The 18,405-nt window shown below is 62.6% G+C and carries 15 protein-coding genes, 1 tRNA gene and 2 rRNA genes (1 of these 18 cut by a window edge); 13 read left to right on the top strand and 5 right to left on the bottom strand.

All coding sequences use genetic code 11. The annotated features are described in order from the left end of the window. The 4 genes from FJ425_RS27415 to FJ425_RS27430 form a co-directional block, all read left to right on the top strand. Positions 1-2,007, top strand: a 23S ribosomal RNA gene (locus FJ425_RS27415) (it extends 817 nt beyond the left edge of the window). A gap of 263 nt (positions 2,008-2,270) precedes the next feature. Beyond that, positions 2,271-2,385: ribosomal RNA gene (rrf, locus tag FJ425_RS27420) — 5S ribosomal RNA — on the top strand. 212 nt (positions 2,386-2,597) lie between these two features. Beyond that, positions 2,598-2,674 (top strand) — tRNA-Met (locus tag FJ425_RS27425). Positions 2,675-2,993: 319 nt separating this feature from the next. Further along, entirely contained in the window at positions 2,994-3,503 is a 510-nt protein-coding gene (locus FJ425_RS27430; protein ID WP_140545815.1) for an AAA family ATPase, read from the top strand. A 228-nt stretch (positions 3,504-3,731) separates the two neighbouring features. Here FJ425_RS27430 and FJ425_RS27435 read toward each other — a convergent pair whose 3' ends face one another. Then, on the bottom strand, positions 3,732-4,583 hold the full coding sequence (locus FJ425_RS27435; protein ID WP_140635492.1) for an NmrA family NAD(P)-binding protein: 852 nt from the start codon (positions 4,581-4,583) through the stop codon (positions 3,732-3,734). Between the two features lie 315 nt (positions 4,584-4,898). On the opposite strand from FJ425_RS27435, the gene FJ425_RS27440 reads away from it, so the two are divergent. Further along, the gene (locus tag FJ425_RS27440; RefSeq protein ID WP_140635637.1) at positions 4,899-5,540 is read left to right on the top strand and encodes a ThuA domain-containing protein; all 642 of its coding nucleotides are present in this window, start codon (positions 4,899-4,901) and stop codon (positions 5,538-5,540) included. A gap of 19 nt (positions 5,541-5,559) precedes the next feature. Here the strand turns inward: FJ425_RS27440 and FJ425_RS27445 are convergent, their stop codons facing one another. The 3 genes from FJ425_RS27445 to FJ425_RS27455 all read right to left on the bottom strand — a co-directional run bounded on the left by FJ425_RS27445 (position 5,560) and on the right by FJ425_RS27455 (position 8,789). Next, on the bottom strand, positions 5,560-6,915 hold the full coding sequence (locus FJ425_RS27445) for a glutamine synthetase family protein (protein WP_140727350.1): 1,356 nt from the start codon (positions 6,913-6,915) through the stop codon (positions 5,560-5,562). 233 nt (positions 6,916-7,148) lie between these two features. Beyond that, on the bottom strand, positions 7,149-7,847 hold the full coding sequence (locus FJ425_RS27450; RefSeq protein WP_140545818.1) for a GntR family transcriptional regulator: 699 nt from the start codon (positions 7,845-7,847) through the stop codon (positions 7,149-7,151). A 129-nt stretch (positions 7,848-7,976) separates the two neighbouring features. Then, entirely contained in the window at positions 7,977-8,789 is an 813-nt protein-coding gene (locus FJ425_RS27455) for a helix-turn-helix transcriptional regulator (protein WP_140727352.1), read from the bottom strand. A 116-nt stretch (positions 8,790-8,905) separates the two neighbouring features. Between FJ425_RS27455 and FJ425_RS27460 the strand changes: the two genes are divergently transcribed. The 5 genes from FJ425_RS27460 to FJ425_RS27480 all read left to right on the top strand — a co-directional run bounded on the left by FJ425_RS27460 (position 8,906) and on the right by FJ425_RS27480 (position 13,712). Then, positions 8,906-10,042, top strand: coding sequence for an ABC transporter ATP-binding protein (locus FJ425_RS27460; protein ID WP_140727353.1), 1,137 nt, complete (start codon positions 8,906-8,908; stop codon positions 10,040-10,042). Continuing rightward, on the top strand, positions 10,023-11,186 hold the full coding sequence (locus FJ425_RS27465) for a spermidine/putrescine ABC transporter substrate-binding protein (protein WP_140727355.1): 1,164 nt from the start codon (positions 10,023-10,025) through the stop codon (positions 11,184-11,186). The genes FJ425_RS27460 and FJ425_RS27465 overlap by 20 nt, the downstream gene beginning before the upstream one ends. A gap of 77 nt (positions 11,187-11,263) precedes the next feature. Further along, entirely contained in the window at positions 11,264-12,127 is an 864-nt protein-coding gene (locus FJ425_RS27470) for an ABC transporter permease (RefSeq protein WP_140545822.1), read from the top strand. Further along, positions 12,127-12,939, top strand: coding sequence for an ABC transporter permease (locus FJ425_RS27475; protein WP_140545823.1), 813 nt, complete (start codon positions 12,127-12,129; stop codon positions 12,937-12,939). Before FJ425_RS27470 ends, FJ425_RS27475 begins: the two co-directional genes overlap by 1 nt. A gap of 11 nt (positions 12,940-12,950) precedes the next feature. Next, complete coding sequence (locus FJ425_RS27480; protein WP_140727357.1) at positions 12,951-13,712, top strand: glucose 1-dehydrogenase; 762 nt, start codon at positions 12,951-12,953, stop codon at positions 13,710-13,712. 19 nt (positions 13,713-13,731) lie between these two features. On the opposite strand, the gene FJ425_RS27485 is transcribed toward FJ425_RS27480, so the two are convergent. Then, on the bottom strand, positions 13,732-14,172 hold the full coding sequence (locus tag FJ425_RS27485; RefSeq protein ID WP_140727359.1) for a GFA family protein: 441 nt from the start codon (positions 14,170-14,172) through the stop codon (positions 13,732-13,734). A 490-nt stretch (positions 14,173-14,662) separates the two neighbouring features. Between FJ425_RS27485 and FJ425_RS27490 the strand changes: the two genes are divergently transcribed. The 3 genes from FJ425_RS27490 to FJ425_RS27500 all read left to right on the top strand — a co-directional run bounded on the left by FJ425_RS27490 (position 14,663) and on the right by FJ425_RS27500 (position 18,402). Further along, entirely contained in the window at positions 14,663-16,033 is a 1,371-nt protein-coding gene (locus FJ425_RS27490; protein ID WP_140727361.1) for a glutamine synthetase family protein, read from the top strand. Between the two features lie 2 nt (positions 16,034-16,035). Further along, on the top strand, positions 16,036-17,334 hold the full coding sequence (locus FJ425_RS27495; RefSeq protein ID WP_140727363.1) for an FAD-binding oxidoreductase: 1,299 nt from the start codon (positions 16,036-16,038) through the stop codon (positions 17,332-17,334). 279 nt (positions 17,335-17,613) lie between these two features. Continuing rightward, positions 17,614-18,402, top strand: coding sequence for a DeoR/GlpR family DNA-binding transcription regulator (locus FJ425_RS27500; RefSeq protein WP_246678035.1), 789 nt, complete (start codon positions 17,614-17,616; stop codon positions 18,400-18,402). The last annotated feature ends 3 nt before the right edge of the window (positions 18,403-18,405 follow it).

The following is an 18,405-nucleotide window of genomic DNA, read 5'->3' on the forward strand; positions in this document are numbered from 1 at the left end:
GTTCGGGATGACTTGTGGCTAGGGGTGAAAGGCCAATCAAACTCGGAAATAGCTGGTTCTCCGCGAAATCTATTTAGGTAGAGCGTCGACCGAATACCCCAGGGGGTAGAGCACTGGATGGGCTAGGGGTCCTCACCGGATTACCAAACCTAACCAAACTCCGAATACCTGGGAGTACTAGTCGGCAGACACACGGCGGGTGCTAACGTCCGTCGTGAAAAGGGAAACAACCCTGACCTACAGCTAAGGTCCCCAAGTTATGGCTAAGTGGGAAAGGATGTGAGGATCCCAAAACAACCAGGATGTTGGCTTAGAAGCAGCCATCATTTAAAGAAAGCGTAACAGCTCACTGGTCTAAATAAGGGTCTTTGCGCCGAAAATGTAACGGGGCTAAAGCCATACACCGAAGCTTAGGGTTCGTGAGCAATCACGAGCGGTAGCGGAGCGTTCTGTAAGCTGATGAAGCCGTACCCGTGAGGGGCGGTGGAGGTATCAGAAGTGCGAATGCTGACATGAGTAACGTAAGGGGAGTGAGAGACTCCCCCGCCGAAAGACCAAGGGTTCCTGCTTAAAGTTAATCTGAGCAGGGTTAGCCGGCCCCTAAGACGAGGCGGAAACGCGTAGTCGATGGGAACCACGTTAATATTCGTGGGCCTGGAGGTAGTGACGGATCACACAAGTTGTCCAATCTTATCGGATTGAAAGGGCAGCGGAGTGGTTCCAGGAAATAGCTCCTCCTTATAGACCGTACCCGAAACCGACACTGGTGGTCAGGTAGAGTATACCAAGGCGCTTGAGAGAACTATGCTGAAGGAACTCGGCAAATTGCACGCGTAACTTCGGAAGAAGCGTGACCCTTTTCTGCGCAAGCAGAGGAGGGTGGCACAGACCAGGGGGTAGCGACTGTTTATCAAAAACACAGGGCTCTGCGAAGCCGCAAGGCGACGTATAGGGTCTGACGCCTGCCCGGTGCTGGAAGGTTAAGAGGAGGGGTGCAAGCTCTGAATCGAAGCCCCAGTAAACGGCGGCCGTAACTATAACGGTCCTAAGGTAGCGAAATTCCTTGTCGGGTAAGTTCCGACCTGCACGAATGGCGTAACGACTTCCCCGCTGTCTCCAGCATAGACTCAGTGAAATTGAATTCCCCGTGAAGATGCGGGGTTCCTGCGGTTAGACGGAAAGACCCCGTGCACCTTTACTATAGCTTTACATTGGCATTCGTAGTGGCATGTGTAGGATAGGTGGTAGGCTTTGAAACCTGGGCGCCAGCTCAGGTGGAGCCACCCTTGAAATACCACCCTTATTACTATGGATGTCTAACCGCGGCCCGTTATCCGGGTCCGGGACAATGTATGGTGGGTAGTTTGACTGGGGCGGTCGCCTCCTAAAGAGTAACGGAGGCGCGCGATGGTGGGCTCAGAACGGTCGGAAATCGTTCGCTGAGTGCAATGGCATAAGCCTGCCTGACTGCGAGACTGACAAGTCGAGCAGAGACGAAAGTCGGTCATAGTGATCCGGTGGTCCCGCGTGGAAGGGCCATCGCTCAACGGATAAAAGGTACGCCGGGGATAACAGGCTGATGACCCCCAAGAGTCCATATCGACGGGGTTGTTTGGCACCTCGATGTCGACTCATCGCATCCTGGGGCTGGAGCAGGTCCCAAGGGTATGGCTGTTCGCCATTTAAAGCGGTACGTGAGTTGGGTTCAGAACGTCGTGAGACAGTTCGGTCCCTATCTGCCGTGGGTGTAGGAATATTGAAAGGATCTGTCCCTAGTACGAGAGGACCGGGATGGACGGATCTCTGGTGGACCTGTTGTGGCGCCAGCCGCATCGCAGGGTAGCTATATCCGGACGGGATAACCGCTGAAGGCATCTAAGCGGGAAACCCACCTTGAAACGAGTATTCCCTGAGAACCGTGGAAGACGACCACGTTGATAGGCCGGGTGTGGAAGAGCGGCAACGCTTGAAGCTTACCGGTACTAATAGTTCGATAGGCTTGATCGTTCTCATTACTTATATCCATCTTGTTCTCACTCACGCTTGTTCCGCCCTGCGGGGCGGCGCTACGTGGGTGCGGCGCATCGGCGCCGACGGTCGGTCGACCTTGCGAAGCTTCGCTTCGAAGGGCGCCAGGCTGAAAGAACGTCAAAGGCACAACAAAGACCAGCGAACAGCTTAGAGAAAGCAGCAAATAGGGCTCCCTATTCGCTACTCACTATTGGCTATTCGCTCAAACAGCTTCTCGATTTGAACGTGCGTTTTGCCGACCTGGTGGTTATGGCGGAGCGGCTGCACCCGATCCCATTCCGAACTCGGCCGTGAAACGCTCCAGCGCTGATGGTACTTCGTCTCAAGACGCGGGAGAGTAGGTCGCTGCCAGGTCTGCCAAGCGCACGTTCACCTCACATCCGGATCGATCCGGACGGAGACCAAATCTTCTCTCTACGATCTTAAGGCCCGCCAAACGGGAGCCTGGGCCGCGCGAGCGGCCCTTTCATTTGGCACCCTCTTGAATCCGGTAAGGTCGCACTTACCTCAAAGGACGCAAGCAAACGCTTGCTCGTAGTCGCAAGCAAACGCTTGCTCGTAGTTGACGCGGGGTGGAGCAGCCCGGTAGCTCGTCAGGCTCATAACCTGAAGGTCACAGGTTCAAATCCTGTCCCCGCAACCAAATCCAAAAACGGCCCGCATCCACGCGGGCCGTTTTGGTATGTGCGCTGCTCTTCGCAATCCGATCGGCAAGCGACCCAGGCGAACCGATGTTCCGCTCCCCGTTGTCGTATCCGTCCTAATCTATGATCGCCTTTTCCATGGACGAGCAATGGAAGTTTCTCCCGCCACCGCGGGCTCTACGGTCGGCATGGTGGCGCGTATCAGCCAGATTCGCCGCTAATCCGAAAAACCGATTGCTGCCCTGATCAGGTGAAGCGGTCGGTTGAGCGTCCTCAGGCAGAGTTCTCTCGAATTGAATGACATGATAAACGGCGCCTATGGGAATCAAGAACTACCTGATCGAAGGCGGTTCCGGCACTGGAAAGACGTCTGTCGCTACCGAACTGGAGCGGCGGGGTTACCATGTCATCCATGGTGACCGGGTCTTGGCCTATGTCGGCGACCCCGAAACAGGCAAGGCACTGCCAGGACCACCCGAAGGCGCGGATCGCATCGTTTGGGAATACGCGCACTGGATTTGGCCCGTCGACAAGGTCCGGGCCATTGCTTCCGACACTAGCCATCCTGCCACTTTCTTCTGTGGCGGCTCGCGCAATTTCCATAAATTCCAGGACTTATTCGACAAGGTCTTTGTGCTCGACGTAGACGTTGAGACGTTGAACCGACGATTAGATGGGCGACCGAATGAGCCAGGTTTCGATCCGGCCGAGCGGCGGCTGGTACTGCGCTACCATCATACCCGGGAATATCTTCCCGTTGGCATCGATATCGACACGGCGGGTACGGTCCCAAGCGTCGTCGACAATATCCTCGCTCAACTCGCCTGAAGTCCTGAACGCATCGTGAATGGGATGGGAAGCACTCGAATATTGCGGGAAGACGCCGCCTGAACGGCTCACCGGCGGCGCTGAGACTTTGTAGCGACCGGCAGCTTGCGGATCGGCAAGCCGGACGCGCAAAGACCTGAGTCGTGCGGGACCGCTGGCCGGATCGACCTCGGCTTCAGCTGGAATTCAGGGAAATTTCGGCTGGTGGTGGCATGGGGGCCGGGCTGTTCATCCTTGCTCGCCAGATCGGGCGGGATCGCCTTGCGCCAATTCCTCCAAATATGCACGCAGCGACCGCGGCTCCCGGCCCAAGATCGCATTTAGCGTCAGTGGGTTGCCGAGCAGGCCGTGGCGATCGTAGTGATCGAACATCGCCCGCAAGCCGGGAGGAACATCGCCGAGCACATCGGGATCGCGGCGCTCACTGATTTCATGGCCCAGCACATCGCTCATCAGCGCAGCGACGTCGAGGCGGTTAAGTTGCCCCGGTGCGCAGAGCTCGAACGTTCCAAAAAGCAGCCGCTCTTCGGTCAGGGCTATCGCGGCGACCTCGGCGACATCGCGATAGTCGACCAGCGAAAAGCGTGTCCCCGACGACCAGGGCTCCGCAAGCACGCCCTCCTTCACGACTTTGGGCCAGAATGCCGCGTAGTTCTGGAAGTAGCGCGCCGGATGGAGGAACGTATATTCCAGGCCGGAGTTGAGAACCGCCTCCTCGACCGGCGCTTTGGCGACATGATTGACGAGGTCCGAAAGTACCGGGTGGATCACGGCCGAGAACACAAACCGGCGCACACCGGCGTCGATAGCGGCCTCCACGACTTTCTTTCCCACATCAGCCTCGGCGGAAATGAACGCTGGGGCGATATAGAAGACGGCGCCCACATCCTTGAGCGCCGCATCCAAAGCTGCACGATCGCGCAGATCGCCGATGGCAACCTCGGTTGCGCCGTGACCGCGTACCAGTTCAGCCTGCTCAGGCTTGCGGATGAAGGCACGCACGCGCGCACCCCGCGCGGCAAGGGCCGGAATGACGCTGCCCGCAAAATTTCCCGCTGCACCGAAGGCGAGAATCATCATGATCATGTTCCTGCGCGTTTCGTGACGATCACGGATCTGTTCGGGCACCGGGGGCCCTCAACCAAATCTGGTTCCCGCGACCGGGATGTCACCTCCCCGCCGGCATATTTTTGGGTAACGCTTCAACAGGCCGCGTAAGACGAATTTGCGCGAAGGCGCGCCGCGTTCGGAGGTTCTCGTGTTTCGTCGTCGCGAAACCCATTGTAGGTAGGCTCGCCTCGGGCTTTTTGCTGACGTGCATTAACGTCCGAAATTCCGGCAAGCATTCGCCCTTGGCGATCTCGAATGAACGCAACCAAACTGACGGAGAGGAAAATGCGGCAAGCGCTGATCGTATGGGGTGGCTGGGAGGGGCATGAGCCCGAGGCCGGCGCCCGTGTCGTCAAGGCGATGCTCGAGGAAGAAGGCTTTGCCGTGCGCGTCGAAAACACGACGGCGGCGTTTGCCGACCCGGCGATCGCCGAACTCAGCCTGATCGTGCCGATCTATACCATGTCCAAGCTCACCAAGGCCGAAGAGGCGAACCTGACCGAGGCGGTCGAAAACGGCGTCGGCCTCGGCGGCTATCATGGCGGCATGGGCGACGCTTTTCGCGAATCAACGAATTATCAGTTCATGTGCGGCGGCCAATGGGTCGCGCATCCCGGCAACATTATCGACTATCAAGTGAACGTGGCGCGGCGCGACGACCCGATCATGCAAGGCATCGAGGATTTCCCCTACCGCTCCGAACAGTATTACATGCATGTCGACCCATCCAACGAGGTGCTGGCGACCACGACTTTTTCCGGCGACCACGCGCCGTGGATCGATGGTGTCATGATGCCGGTGGTGTGGAAGCGCCGGTACGGCAAGGGACGCGTGTTTTATTCTTCGCTGGGTCATGTGGCCTCGGAGTTCGAGGTCCCGCAGATGCGCACCATCCTGCGCCGAGGGCTGGTCTGGGCGGCACGCTGAGCGACCGGCTCAAGGTCGGCTAAACACTTTCGAGATAGGTCTCGATCTCGAAGTCGCTGACGTTGAGCGCGAAAGTGTTCAGCTCCTGGCGCTTGCAGGCGACGAAAGCGTCGCGCAGCACGTCCGGGAAGATCTCGGCGACACGCTGGCCCGCCTCGAAGGCAGCGATCGCCGAGGCCCAATCCGGCGGCAGCTTGGCGAGCGTCAGTCCCTGGCCTTCGCCGCCGGTCGGCTCGCCGGGCGAGAGCTGACGCTCGATGCCGATCAAGGCCGCGCCGAGAATCGCCGCAAGCACCAGATAGGGATTGGCGTCGGCGCCGGAGACGCGATGCTCGATGCGGCGCGCCGCCGACGGGCCGCCCGGAATGCGAATGGCCACCATGCGGTTTTCATAACCCCAGGCGACGGCGGTCGGCGCATAGGATCGCGGCCGCAGCCGGCGGTAGGAATTGAAATGCGGCGCGAACACCAGCGTGCTTTGGGCCATCGCGGCAAGCAGGCCGCCGACAGCGTGGCGCATGGCGTCGGAACCCTGATCTGAGCCGTCATCGAAGATGTTGCGGCCTTGCCTGTCGAGGACGCTGAAATGGACATGGAAACCGTTGCCGGCGCGTTCGCCATAGGGCTTGGCCATGAAACAGGCGGCGAAGCCATGCTTGCGGGCAATGCCCTTGACGGTGCGCTTGAAGAGCACGGCGTCGTCCGCGGCGCGCAGGGCGTCGGGCACATGGTTGAGGTTGATCTCGAACTGGCCGACGCCGTTCTCGGCGATCGCGGTGTCGACCGGAATGTCCTGCATGCGGCAGGCTTCGTAGATATCGTGGATGAAGGCCTCGAAGTCGTCGACCTCATCGATCGAAAGCGCCGCGTCGGAATCGAGACGCCGCCCGGTTACCGGCGAGACCGGTCCGACAGGCCGCTGCGACGTCGGGTCGACAAGGTAGAATTCGAGCTCGGTCGCGGTGACGGGCGTCAATCCTAGCGCGGCATACCGGTCGAGGATGCGGGCCAGCGCGCGGCGCGGATCGCCAAGGTAGGGCGCGCCGCTGTCGTCCGCCAACCAGACCGGCAACAGCGCCGTCGGATGTGCCGTCCAGTTGACCGGCAATATGCCGCGCCCCGTCCAATGGCAAAGCCCGTCGGCGTCGCCGGTCGAGAACACTTGGGCGTTGCCTTCGATGTCCTCGCCCCATATGTCGAGCCCGATGGCCGAGTAGGGCATGCGCAGCTTGCCTTCGAGCGCCTTGCGCGCCTGCTCGACCGGAATGCGCTTGCCGCGCATGATTCCGTTCAGGTCGCACACCGCCGCCCGCAGGCTCTGGATGTCGCTCCTGCTGTCCAGCCACTTCAAAACGTCTGCAATCGCATCGCTCAATTTCCAGCCCCTGTTTTTCTGGGTGCTGTAGCCCTGTCGGCTACGATATCCAATTTTCGGCTTGTGAGTTCGTGAAGGCCAACGCGGCTGATGCCGAGCGATTTTCCTTCATTTTTTCAAGTCACTAGCCGGGATATCGGGAGGCATTTCAGGTCCAAATTGTGCGATCTGCGATCGCAACATAGCGGCCCGATCCGCGAAAGCCAAGCCGGATTCGGAGGCCCGCTTGCCTGTCAGTGGCGCAGTTCCGGAAATTTCACCTGGCCGAGGATGTGGGCCGCGCCCTCGGCGATATCGCGCACGATCGCGGCCCGCGCCCTTTCGCCGTCATGAGCCTCGATCGCCGCCACGACCTCCTCGTGATAGTCGATGCCGAGAATGCCTGCCAGGTCATCCTCGAAACCGATGTGCAGATTTCGCAGGAATGGGCCGACCTGCATCCATACCGTCTCGATCAGAAAGATCATCTGCTCGTTGCCGCAATGGCGGTAGATCGAGAATTTGAAGTCATAGTTCTTGCGCAGATAGTTTTCGATTCCGCCGCCGCGGGCGGCTTCGGTAAGTTCGGCGCAGTGGCGCCGGATCGCGCGCAGATTGTTGCCGTTGATGAGTTTTGTCGCGAGCTCGGTGGCCGTGCCTTCCAGGATCGTGCGCACGGCGGTCAGTTGCTGGAAGCGGTCAGCGGAAATCAGCGGCACCTCGACGCTGCCGTTCGGCATCGGGCTCAGCGCTCTCAGCGCCTGCAGCCGCATGAAGGCGCTGCGCACCGGCATGTCGCTGGTGCCGAGCTCCTTGGCGAGCTTGCGTGAGGTCAGCTTCTGGCCGGGCTGGAGCTGCCCCGACATCAAGGCCCGCACGAGCTCCAGATAGACTTTCTCATGCAGGGGAACGGTATCGACAGCGGTCAGTCCGAATTGCGATTTGTCGGCCATTGGCGATGCGCTGCTTCACTCGTCCTGAAATCTGTCTCGTCACCTGATCCGCCGCCGGGATAGCTGGCCGGTCGTTTCGGCCGCACGATAGACGCTCAAGGCGAACCGCCGCAAGGGCGGCCGGGGTTGCTATCCGATCCGCGCGTCGATGATCTCGACGAAGCGCGCGAAGAGACCCGCCTGCGACTTGATCTTGAGCTTGCGGTAGATGTTGCGGCGGTGGACCTTGACGGTCCCCGGGACGATGCGCAGCGCCCTGGCGATCGATTCCGTGGAATGGCCCTGCAGCACCAGGTCGACGACCTGCTTTTCGCGCGAGGTCAAGGACAGGCTCTTCCAGATATGCGCGCGGTCGAGCTCGTTGGTCATCGCGATGGTATCGCCTGAGGGTTGGGCCGCAACCTCATCTGCAGGTAGAGACGGCCAGTGCTGCCTGCAGAAACCGATCACCGCCGGCGCCATGTCACGCAGCAGCCTGGCATCCGCCGTTCCGAACGGCCCAGTGGCGCGCAGCCGCATCAGCGACAGCACCAGCGCATCCTTGCCGGCTAGCGGCACGAAGAAGCCGACCTCCTCGGCAAGTTTGGTCTGGCTGTAATAGGAGCGGTAGTATTCGCTGGCATAGAAGCGGTCCGGCGCGAGCTCACGCATGCGCCAGAAACCCTCCTTGCGCTCGACCGCGGCGTGGTGGAACGGGTCGAGCAAATAGGGCCCCTCCTGGTAGAGCGCGACGAAGATGTGACTCTCCGCCGGCGAGAAGGTCTCGAACAGGAGCGGTGGCCGTGCGGCACCGCGATAGCCGAAGATCACGCAGTGATCGAAACGGACATGTCCGCTGAGCCAGCCGACGATCGCCTTGCCGAAATGATCGCCGCCGGTCTCGCGCGACGCGGCGATCACGGCGGCCAAGGCGTTGTAGTCGTCACTGCGGGAGGCCGCCAATTCATACCCCTCTAAACGATAAAATCGGCTAACTATACCACCTGCGAGGTATATACCAGGTGCATTGCCTCTGCTAGCGTCAAGGAATTGCCTCACGCTGTCGCTGGAGCCTTGGCTTGACTGCAGTGCCCGATATCGAATTTCGCGCGGTCACCAAGCGCTACGGCGCCATCACCGCGGTGAGCGATATCGACCTTGCCATCCCGCCTTCGGCTTTCGTCGCGCTGCTCGGGCCTTCCGGCTGCGGCAAGACGACGTGCCTGCGCATGATCGGCGGCTTCGAGCAGCCGAGCGAGGGCCAGGTGCTGATCCGCGGCCGCGACATGGCCGGTACGCCGCCCTACCGGCGGCCGGTCAACATGGTGTTCCAGCAATACGCGCTGTTCCCGCATCTCGATGTCGAGGAGAACATCTCCTACGGGCTGCGCCAGGCCAGGCCCAGGCTGTCGTCGCGCGAGATCGCCTTAAGGGCAGGCGAGGCACTTTCGATGGTGCAGCTCGCCGGCTACGGGCGCCGCAAGATCCACGAGCTGTCCGGCGGCCAGCAGCAGCGCGTGGCGCTCGCCCGCGCGCTGGTCAACAAGCCCGCGGTGCTGCTGCTCGACGAGCCGCTGGCAGCGCTCGACAAGAAGCTGCGCACCGACATGCAGATCGAGCTGCAGAACCTGCAGCGCGAGATCGGCATCACTTTCGTGCTGGTCACCCACGACCAGGAAGAGGCGCTGTCGATGAGCGACTTCGTCTGCGTCATGAATGGCGGCCGCGTCGTCCAACTCGGGCAGCCGAGCGAGATCTATGACGAGCCGGCCGACCTGTTCGTGGCCGACTTCGTCGGCAAGACCAATCTTCTCAACGGCAAGGTGGCCGGGCTCTCGGGTGACCTTGTCGATGTCGCGCTTGCCGACGGCACGGTGATTTCGGCGCGCAAGCGGGTGCCGCTCAGCCGCGGCGAGGCCGTCTCCGTCAGCTTGCGGCCGGAATCGCTCAGCCTTTCGGCGCCTGGAAGCGGCGCTTTTAAAGGCATCGTGCGCAACCGCATCTTCCTGGGCTCGACAGCCGAATACGCGATCGAGGTCCAGGGCATCGGATCGCTGCTCGCCAAGGCCGATCACGTGATCGGCCAGGGCAATCTGTTCAAGCCGGGCGAACCCGTCGCCATCGGCTTTGCCGCCGGAGCGCCGCTGGCGTTTCCGCACGCCAACAATAACGGGACCAACCAGAGGGAAGACCAACATGCCGAAATCCTATCGTGACGGACTGCCGATAACCCCCGATAAATTCGTCGACCAGTTGATGCGTCTGAAGCGCGGCTCGATCAGCCGGCGCGACTTTCTCGGCCTCACCGGACTCGGTGTCGCCACCGCCGTGATGGCGCGTGAGCTCGGCATCATGCCGACACCCGCCTTCGCCGCCGAGAACCTCGGCGACCGCATGTCGATCGCCACCTGGCCGAACTACCACGACCCGCAGACCTTCGAGAATTTCAAGGCCGAGACCGGCGTCGCCGTCGAGGTCAATGTCTTCGGCTCGAACGAGGAGATGCTGGCGAAGCTCCAGGCCGGCGGCTCGGGCTGGAGCCTGTTCGTGCCCACCAACTACACCATCTCGACCTACAAGAAGCTCGGCATTATCGAGGCGCTCGACATGGCCAAGCTCGGCAATTTCGACGGCAAGTCGGAAGATGCGCGCTTCACCGCGGAAGGCACGATCGACGGGACGATCTACGCGGTCCCGAAGAACTGGGGCACGACCGGTTTTGCGGTCAACACCAAGAAGCTCGCCAAGCCGATGTCGAGCTGGAAGGAATTCTGGGACACGGCCATGGCGGAAGGCGACGGCCGCGCCATGGTGCATGACTATCAGCTCACCACCATCGGCAATGCGCTGAAATATTACGGCTATTCGTTCAACTCGTTGAAGCAGGACGAACTCGCCAAGGCCGAGGAATTGCTGCTCAAGGTCAAGCCGCATCTGTTCGCGGTGTCGAGCGACTACCAGCCGGGAATGCGCGCCGGCGATGCCTGGATGACGATGTGCTGGACCAATGACGGGGCGCAGCTGCATCGCGATGTTCCCGAGATCGCCTATGTGCTGGGCAAGGAGGGCGGCGAGATCTGGACCGACTTCTACGCCATCCCGAAGGATGCGCCGAACAAGCCGGCCGGCTATGCGCTGCTCAATTACCTGATGAACCCGAAGGTGGCGGTGAAGGAGCATCTGGCCAATGGCGCGCCCTCGACCGACGCGCGCGTCAACGCGCTGCTGCCCAAGGAAGTGCTCGACAACCCGATCCTCTATCCGGCGGCCGACCTGTTGAAACCGCTCGAATTCGGCGCCGCCGCGACGCTGACCGATCCGGGCCGCGCCGAGCTGATGGCGCGCTTCAAGTCGGCTTGAGCGGGACCGGCAACAAACCAGAACCAGACAATGCGACCGGCGGACAAAAGTCCGCCGGCTCCCAACCGGCTTTCCCGATGCGCCGCAGCCTCTTTCGTAAAAATCTCGTGACGGCGCTGCTGCTCGCCCCGGCGACGCTGTGGCTGGTCGTGTTCCTGGTGTTGCCCTTCGTCGCCATCGCCGTCTTCAGTGTCGGCGAGCGGGCGCCGGAGGGCGGCTACCAGGCCGCGCTCACGTTCGCGCAATACGCCAACCTGCCGGCGCGGGCGACCGCCTTCTGGAACACGATGGTGCTGGCGCCGGCCGGCGCGCTTGCCTGCCTGCTCGTCGCCTATCCGGTCGCCTATTATCTGGCGCTGCGCGCGCCGCAGCGCTGGCGGCTGATCCTGCTTGCGCTGATCGTCATCCCGTTCTGGACCAGCCTTCTGATGCGCACCTATGCCTGGATGTACATCCTTGGCGGGCGCGGCATTCCGGCTTTGCTCGCCTATGTCGGCATCGAGGACCTCAGGCTGATCAACACGCCGGGCGCGGTGCTGCTCGGCATCGTCTACGGCTATCTGCCGCTGATGATCCTGCCGATCTATGTCAGCCTGGAACGGCTCGACCGGCGGCTGCTGGAGGCCTCCGCCGATCTCGGCGCTACGCCGCTGTCGACCTTCCTCGGCGTGACGTTGAGACTGTCGCTGCCCGGCGTCATGACCGGCTTCTCGCTGGTGATGATCCTGCTGCTCGGCGAATATCTGATCCCGACGCTGCTCGGCGGCGGCAAAGTATTCTTCATCGGCAACGCGCTGGTCGATCTCTTCCTGCAATCGCGCAACTGGCCGTTCGGATCGGCCATCGCCATCACGCTTGTGCTGGTCTCGGTGGTGGTGCTGATCGTCGCCAACCGCATCTCGACCCGGCTCTCGGGCGCACGCCGGGTGGACCTGATCTGATGCGCGCCTTCGTCGTCGCCGTCTTTGTCTTCCTCTATCTGCCGATCGCGCTGGTCGTGCTGTTCTCCTTCAACGCAGGCCACCATGCCAGCGAGTTCACCGGCTTTTCCGTGCAATGGTACGGCAAGGCGCTGTCCAATCCCTTCCTGGTCGAGGCGCTGAAGAACAGCCTGTTCATCGCCACGACGAGCGCGCTGCTCGCGGCCTTATGCGGTACCGCCGCGGCGCTCGGGCTGCAGCGAGTCGGCGTACGGACCCGGGCTCTGTTCGACGCGCTGCTGGGCGCGGCGATCGTCGTGCCAGGCGTCGTCATCGGCATCTCGACGCTGGTGGCGCTGGTGCAGCTTTTCGCTGTCGTCAATCCGTTCCTCGCTTCGCTCTGGCCGACAGACCAGCCGCCGCGGCTTTCGCTGGGCTACGGCTCGATCATCGCCGCGCACGGCCTGTTCTCGATGGCGCTGGTGACGATGATCGTCGGAACGCGGCTGAGCAGCCTCGACCGCAATCTGGTCGAGGCCTCGAGCGATCTCTACGCCACGCCGCTGACGACGTTCCGTTCGATCGTGCTGCCGCAGATCATGCCGGCGGTGATCGCGGGCTTCCTGCTCGCCTTCACCTTCTCCTTCGACGACTTCATCATCGCCTTCTTCGTCGCCGGCGCTCAGACGACGCTGCCGATCTACGTCTTCGCCTCGATCCGGCGCGGCGTGACGCCGGAAATCAATGCCATCGCCACGATCGTGCTCTGCGCGTCGGTCCTGCTCGTCCTGCTCGCGCAATGGCAGCTCGGCCGGCGAAAGCCATCGCCTTGAGAGACCAATCCATGATCCTGAAAGACCGCATCGCCGTGGTGACGGGCGCCGGGTCGGGCATCGGCCGCGCCGGCGCGATGATCATGGCCAGGGAAGGGGCGCATGTGGTCATTGCCGACCGCGATCCGGCGGCCGGCGAAGCCACCGCTTCCGACATCCGCGGGGCTGGCGGCCGGGCCGAAGCGGTCGCCACCGATGTCGGCGACGATACGGCCGTCGAAGGTCTCATCGAGGGAACGCTCGGCAGGCATGGCCGGATCGACATCCTGCACAGCCATGCCGGCATCCAGATCGGCGGCGCGCTCACCGAAGTCGGCACCGACGGGATGGACGCCTCTTGGCGCATCAATGTGCGGGCGCAATTCCTGGCGGCCAAGACCGTCATGCCGGCGATGATCGCGCAAGGCGGCGGCGTCATCCTCAACACGGCGTCCAATTCCGGCGTGTTCTACGACCGGGAGATGATCGCCTATGCCACCTCCAAGCATGCCGTGGTGGCGATGACCAAGCAGATGTCGCTCGATTACGCCAAGCACAATGTGCGCATCAATGCGCTCTGCCCGGGCTGGGTCGACACGCCGTTCAACGCGCCGTTCATTGCCCAGATGGGCGGGCGCGACGCGATCGAAAACTATGTCCGTACCAAGATCCCGATGGGGCGCTGGGCGAGCGCGGAGGAGATCGCGGAGGCGATCCTGTTCCTCGTCTCCGATCGTTCGTCTTTCATGACCGGCCAGGCGCTGGTGGTGGATGGCGGCGAGAGCATCGGCTGAGGCGCCCGTGGCACACCGCCTACCGGTCGTTGGGATTTCCGAATGTCGGATCGCGGCGCCGCGAGTAGGTGTCGATGCGCGGCAGGTCGTCGGCGAATTCCAGCCAAGGCAGCCGAAGGCGCCAATAGGCATGCGCATGCGGCTTGAACCGCTCCGGATGATCGAAGAAGCCGATCGTGACATAGAGTTCGTCGCTCAGCCCTTCGTCGCGATACGTGATCGAGGTGCCGCATTTGTCGCAGAAGGTGCGAACGACACCTTTCGTCCTCGAGAAGCTCCGGGGTTGCCCGCGCGTGAAGCGGAACTGGTCTGGCCGGTAACCGACCCAGATGGTCAGCGGGCTGCCAATCGCGCGGCGGCAGTCGTCGTCATGATCGAAGCAGATCCAGAACGGATCGCCCTGCATCTCGGCGGCAATCGCTCCGCAAAAACATGCGCCCGTATCGCTCCTGCTTTCCATCTGATCGCTCCTGGTTGCTTCGGAAATCGTTCTGTCGGCCTGCGGCGCATATGGGGGAACAGTACAAGCAGGAACCCGTTCCCTCCGTCCGTTTGGGCCAACAATGTGCAGCGGTTTCATGGGCGGGCTTGCGCTGCGGGCAACGATCGGCCAAACCATGCCAGGTTCTCGACAAGGCTTGTCATGCTAGCGGTAGAAAGGCTTTCCACCACCCGGCCGTTTCCAGTTGCGGCCGCAACGGCGCGCGCTTTGGTGGGGCGCCGCTGATCATGCGTTGCTGCCGCCACGAGAACCTGCAGCGCGCGGAGGAGACCAAGGTCGGCTCGCATGTCGTTCGCGACGGCTGGACCGAAGGGGTGCAAGGCGCGCTGACCCGGCCTTCGGCCGGTCAACAGGCGGGCGCCCGTCCTCGGATAACGCAGCTTAGATAACGCCCTACCGGAACGGACATGCCCGCCGAAGCGATCTCTCCTTCGTACGGACATGACCAATGCCTGACAATCTGAACACCTCATTTCCCGGCGCGGACACGCAAAGCTGGCTGAAAACGCACGCGATCAACGAGGTCGAGTGCTTCGTGCCGGACGTCAACGGCGTGCTGCGCGGCAAGACCCTGCCGGTCGCTAAATTCCTGAAATCGCTCGACGACCGCGCGCTCTATCTGCCGAGCAGCGCCTTCCTGGTCGCCATCGACGGCCGCTATTCCGGCTCCATCGACGAAGGCTTCGCCTACCAGGATCCGGACATGCGCATGGTGCCGGACGTTTCGAGCCTGTGTCTTGCGCCCGGCAGCGCCGGCAAAGCCTACGTTTTCGCCGACACGTTCCACATGGACGACCGGCCGTGGATGGCCTCGCCGCGCCATGTGCTGAAAGCCGTGCTCGACCTTTATGAGCGGCGCGGCTGGCGGGCGGTGGTGGCGCCGGAGCTCGAGTTTTATCTGACGGCGCCCAACCCCAACCCTGACCAGCCTTTGACCGCGCCGATCGGACGCAACGGCCGGCCGGAAAGTGTGCAGCATCCTTACGACATGCAGGCGATGGAGGAGTTCGAAGCGGTGACGCGCCAGCTCTATGAGCATGCCGCCGTCACCGGCTTGCCGGTTGAGACGCTGATCCATGAATCCGGCACGGCGCAGCTCGAGATCAATCTGCTGCATGGCGATCCGCTGACGCTTGCCGACCAAGTGCTTCTGTTCAAGCGCCTGGCGCGGCAAATCGCGCAGGCCAACGGCATGCACGCCACCTTCATGGCCAAGCCGATCGCCGCGCAGGCGGGCAGCGCGATGCATCTGCACATGTCGATCGTCGACAGGAAGGGCGAGCCCTTGTTTGCCGGCGACGACGGCGAGGACAGCGAGATGTTCGCGCACTTCATCGGCGGCCTGCAGAAATACATCCCTGAAATCATGCCGCTGTTTGCGCCGCACGCGAATTCCTACCGGCGCATCCGGCCCGGCCACAGCGCGCCGGCCAATATCGAATGGTCGCATGACAACCGCTCCTGCGGCCTGCGCGTGCCGTTGGGCGGGCGCGCCGCGCGCCGCATCGAGAACCGGCTGCCGGGGGCGGACGCCAACCCCTATCTCGCCATGGCCGGCTCGCTGATCGCCGGCTATCTCGGCATCGAGGAGAAGCTTGCGCGCTCGGACGAGGCCTTCGGCAACGCCTACAAGAGCAGGAGCACACTACCGAAGACGATGGAGGAAGCGCTTGATCGTTTCGCCGCCTGCGAGCCCGTGCGGGCGCTGCTCGGCGAGGATTTCTGCCAGACCTATCTGCGCGTGAAGAGCGTCGAGCTCGACCTGTTCCAGAGCGTCGTGACGTCCTGGGAACGCGACCATCTTCTGCTCAAGGTGTGACCATGGCTTCGCGTTCGACAGGTTTCAATTCCGGTCTCGACATCGACAAGTCCTATTATGTCGCCACCGCCAACCCGGCGCCCGACCATCCGGCGCTTGCCGGCGATGTCGAGGCCGATCTGGTGGTGGTTGGCGGCGGCTGCACGGGTTTGTCGGCGGCGCTGCATGCGGCCGAGCGTGGTCTTGACGTGGTGCTGCTCGAAGGCGGCAAGATCGGCTGGGGCGCCTCGGGGCGCAATGGCGGCCAGATGATCCCAGGCCTGCGCAAGGATGCCAAGGGCCTGGTCAGAAGCTTTGGGCCGGAACGGGCAAAGGCGCTGTTCGATCTGGCCTTCGAGGCGCGCGGGCTGGTGCTCGACATCATCGAGCGCCACAGCATCGAATGCGACTTGCGCCAGACCGGCCATCTGGTCGGCGCGGTCAGCGCTTCGGATATGCGCGACTTCGAGGACGAGGCCGAATGCCTCGCCAAGGTGATGAAGTTCACCGATGTCGAGATCCTGTCGGCGGCTGAGGCGCGGCAGATGGTCGACACACCCTATCAGGGCGCGGTGTTCGAGCGGCTCGGCGGCCACATGCATCCGCTCAACTACACGCTCGGCCTCGCCCGCGCGGCGGTCAGTGCCGGCGTTGTCATCCATGAGAACTCGGTCGCGGTGCGGCTGGAGCGCGAACCTTCCATCCGGGTGTTCACCAACAAGGGCTCGGTACGCGCCAGGCATGTGGTGTTGGCCGGCGATGCGCTGCTGAAAGGGCTGGAGCCGCGCGTCAACAGCCGCATCATGCCGGTCGGCAATTACATCGTCGCCACCGAGCCCTTGGGCGAGCGCAATGTCATCCCGGCCAATGTCGCGGTCTCGGACACGCTGTTCGTCGTCAACTATTACCGCATGTCGGCGGACGGACGCTTGCTGTTCGGCGGCGGCGAGCGCTATACGCCGTCGCCGCCGGCCGACATTGCCGGCTTCGTGCGGCCGCATATGGAAAAGATCTTTCCGCAGTTGCGTGGCTGCCGGATCGACCATGCTTGGGGCGGTCTGGTGTCCATCACCACGTCGCGCCTGCCGCATGTCGGGAATTACGGCGAGGTCTATTTCGCGCATGGCTATTCCGGCAAGGGCGTCATCCTGTCGACGCTGTCGGGCAAGCTCTTGGCGGAAGCGATCACGGGCGATGCCTCGCGGCTCGACCTGTTCTCGGCGCTGACGCCGCTGCCCTTCCCAGGCGGCACGGCGCTGCGCGGCCCGCTCTATGTGCTCGGCATGTTGTGGTATGCTATGCGCGATCGCTTAAGGCATTAAGGGTCTATTGATATTCAGGTGAGGCCGGCCTGCAAATGGCGGCTTCCTGCGCTTCCGGTGCTCACGTACTTCAAGTACGCTCCGCTCCGGCCTTCGCCGGGCCGAAGCCCTCACAAGCGTCTTCGCTCTACGAAGGCCACGGACGGCGTAGGCCGGTTCTCGGAAGCCACCACTTTCGGCTCGGCCTGACTTGAATCTCGACAGATCCTGGGCTGGCTTTCGTATCCCTGGGGTGGCTATGTCTGCACGCCAGGGACGAAATCCCGGGAAGGAAGAGCGATGAATATCGAGCCGGGCCGGCTGACCAAGAAAGAACGCCACGAGCTGATTCTGTCGGAGGTTCGGCGCTCGGCCTCGATCCGCATCTCGAAGCTTGCGCGTCGCATCGGCGTCGCCGGCGAGACCATCCGCCGCGACCTGATCGAGCTTGGCGATGCGGGGCTCATCAACCGCACCTATGGCGGCGCCACAATTTCACTGGTGACGTCGGAACCGGTGATCGCCGAACGCGGCCTCACAATGGTCGAGGAGCGGGCCCGTGTCGGGCGAGGTGCGGCCGGACTGATCGAGAAAGGCAGCATCGTGATGATCGACGGCGGATCGACCACCTACGAGGTCGCGCGCAGCCTTTCGCAGCACGGCCGGGACCTGACGATCATCACCAACTCCGTCGGCGTCGCATCGGTGGCTGGCGCCAACTCCAGCTTCCGCGTCATCCTTTGCCCCGGCACCTATGACAGCCGCGAGGCGGCCGTGCTCGGCGAGGACACGGTCGAGTTCGTGCGCCGCTACAATGCCGACGTCGCCATCATCGGCGCCTCGGCGCTGAACGCCGAAGGGCCGAGCGACATGATCTCGGGCGCTGCGGCGGTGAAGCGCGCGATGATGGCACGTTCGCTGTCGACGATGCTGGTCGTTACCAACGACAAGTTCGGCCGCAGCGGCCTCGAACGCGTCTGCGCGCTGAGCGAGATTTCCGATATCGTCACCGATCGCGAACCGGCTGCCGAGATGAGCGCGGCGATCGAGGAGGCAGGCGGCGAGCTGCACGTCTTTGCCGAGAGCTGAATA

The organism is Mesorhizobium sp. B2-7-2 (genome assembly GCF_006440775.1).
Classification (GTDB): domain Bacteria; phylum Pseudomonadota; class Alphaproteobacteria; order Rhizobiales; family Rhizobiaceae; genus Mesorhizobium.

Excerpts from the sequence above, each read along its gene's own strand:
- FJ425_RS27430 (WP_140545815.1), top strand. The coding sequence starts at position 2,994 with ATGGGAATCAAGAACTACCTGATCGAAGGCGGTTCCGGCACTGGAAAG.
- FJ425_RS27435 (WP_140635492.1), bottom strand. The coding sequence starts at position 4,583 with ATGATGATTCTCGCCTTCGGTGCAGCGGGAAATTTTGCGGGCAGCGTC.
- FJ425_RS27440 (WP_140635637.1), top strand. The coding sequence starts at position 4,899 with ATGCGGCAAGCGCTGATCGTATGGGGTGGCTGGGAGGGGCATGAGCCC.
- FJ425_RS27450 (WP_140545818.1), bottom strand. The coding sequence starts at position 7,847 with ATGGCCGACAAATCGCAATTCGGACTGACCGCTGTCGATACCGTTCCC.
- FJ425_RS27465 (WP_140727355.1), top strand. The coding sequence starts at position 10,023 with ATGCCGAAATCCTATCGTGACGGACTGCCGATAACCCCCGATAAATTC.
- FJ425_RS27470 (WP_140545822.1), top strand. The coding sequence starts at position 11,264 with ATGCGCCGCAGCCTCTTTCGTAAAAATCTCGTGACGGCGCTGCTGCTC.
- FJ425_RS27475 (WP_140545823.1), top strand. The coding sequence starts at position 12,127 with ATGCGCGCCTTCGTCGTCGCCGTCTTTGTCTTCCTCTATCTGCCGATC.
- FJ425_RS27480 (WP_140727357.1), top strand. The coding sequence starts at position 12,951 with ATGATCCTGAAAGACCGCATCGCCGTGGTGACGGGCGCCGGGTCGGGC.
- FJ425_RS27485 (WP_140727359.1), bottom strand. The coding sequence starts at position 14,172 with ATGGAAAGCAGGAGCGATACGGGCGCATGTTTTTGCGGAGCGATTGCC.
- FJ425_RS27490 (WP_140727361.1), top strand. The coding sequence starts at position 14,663 with ATGCCTGACAATCTGAACACCTCATTTCCCGGCGCGGACACGCAAAGC.
- FJ425_RS27495 (WP_140727363.1), top strand. The coding sequence starts at position 16,036 with ATGGCTTCGCGTTCGACAGGTTTCAATTCCGGTCTCGACATCGACAAG.
- FJ425_RS27500 (WP_246678035.1), top strand. The coding sequence starts at position 17,614 with ATGAATATCGAGCCGGGCCGGCTGACCAAGAAAGAACGCCACGAGCTG.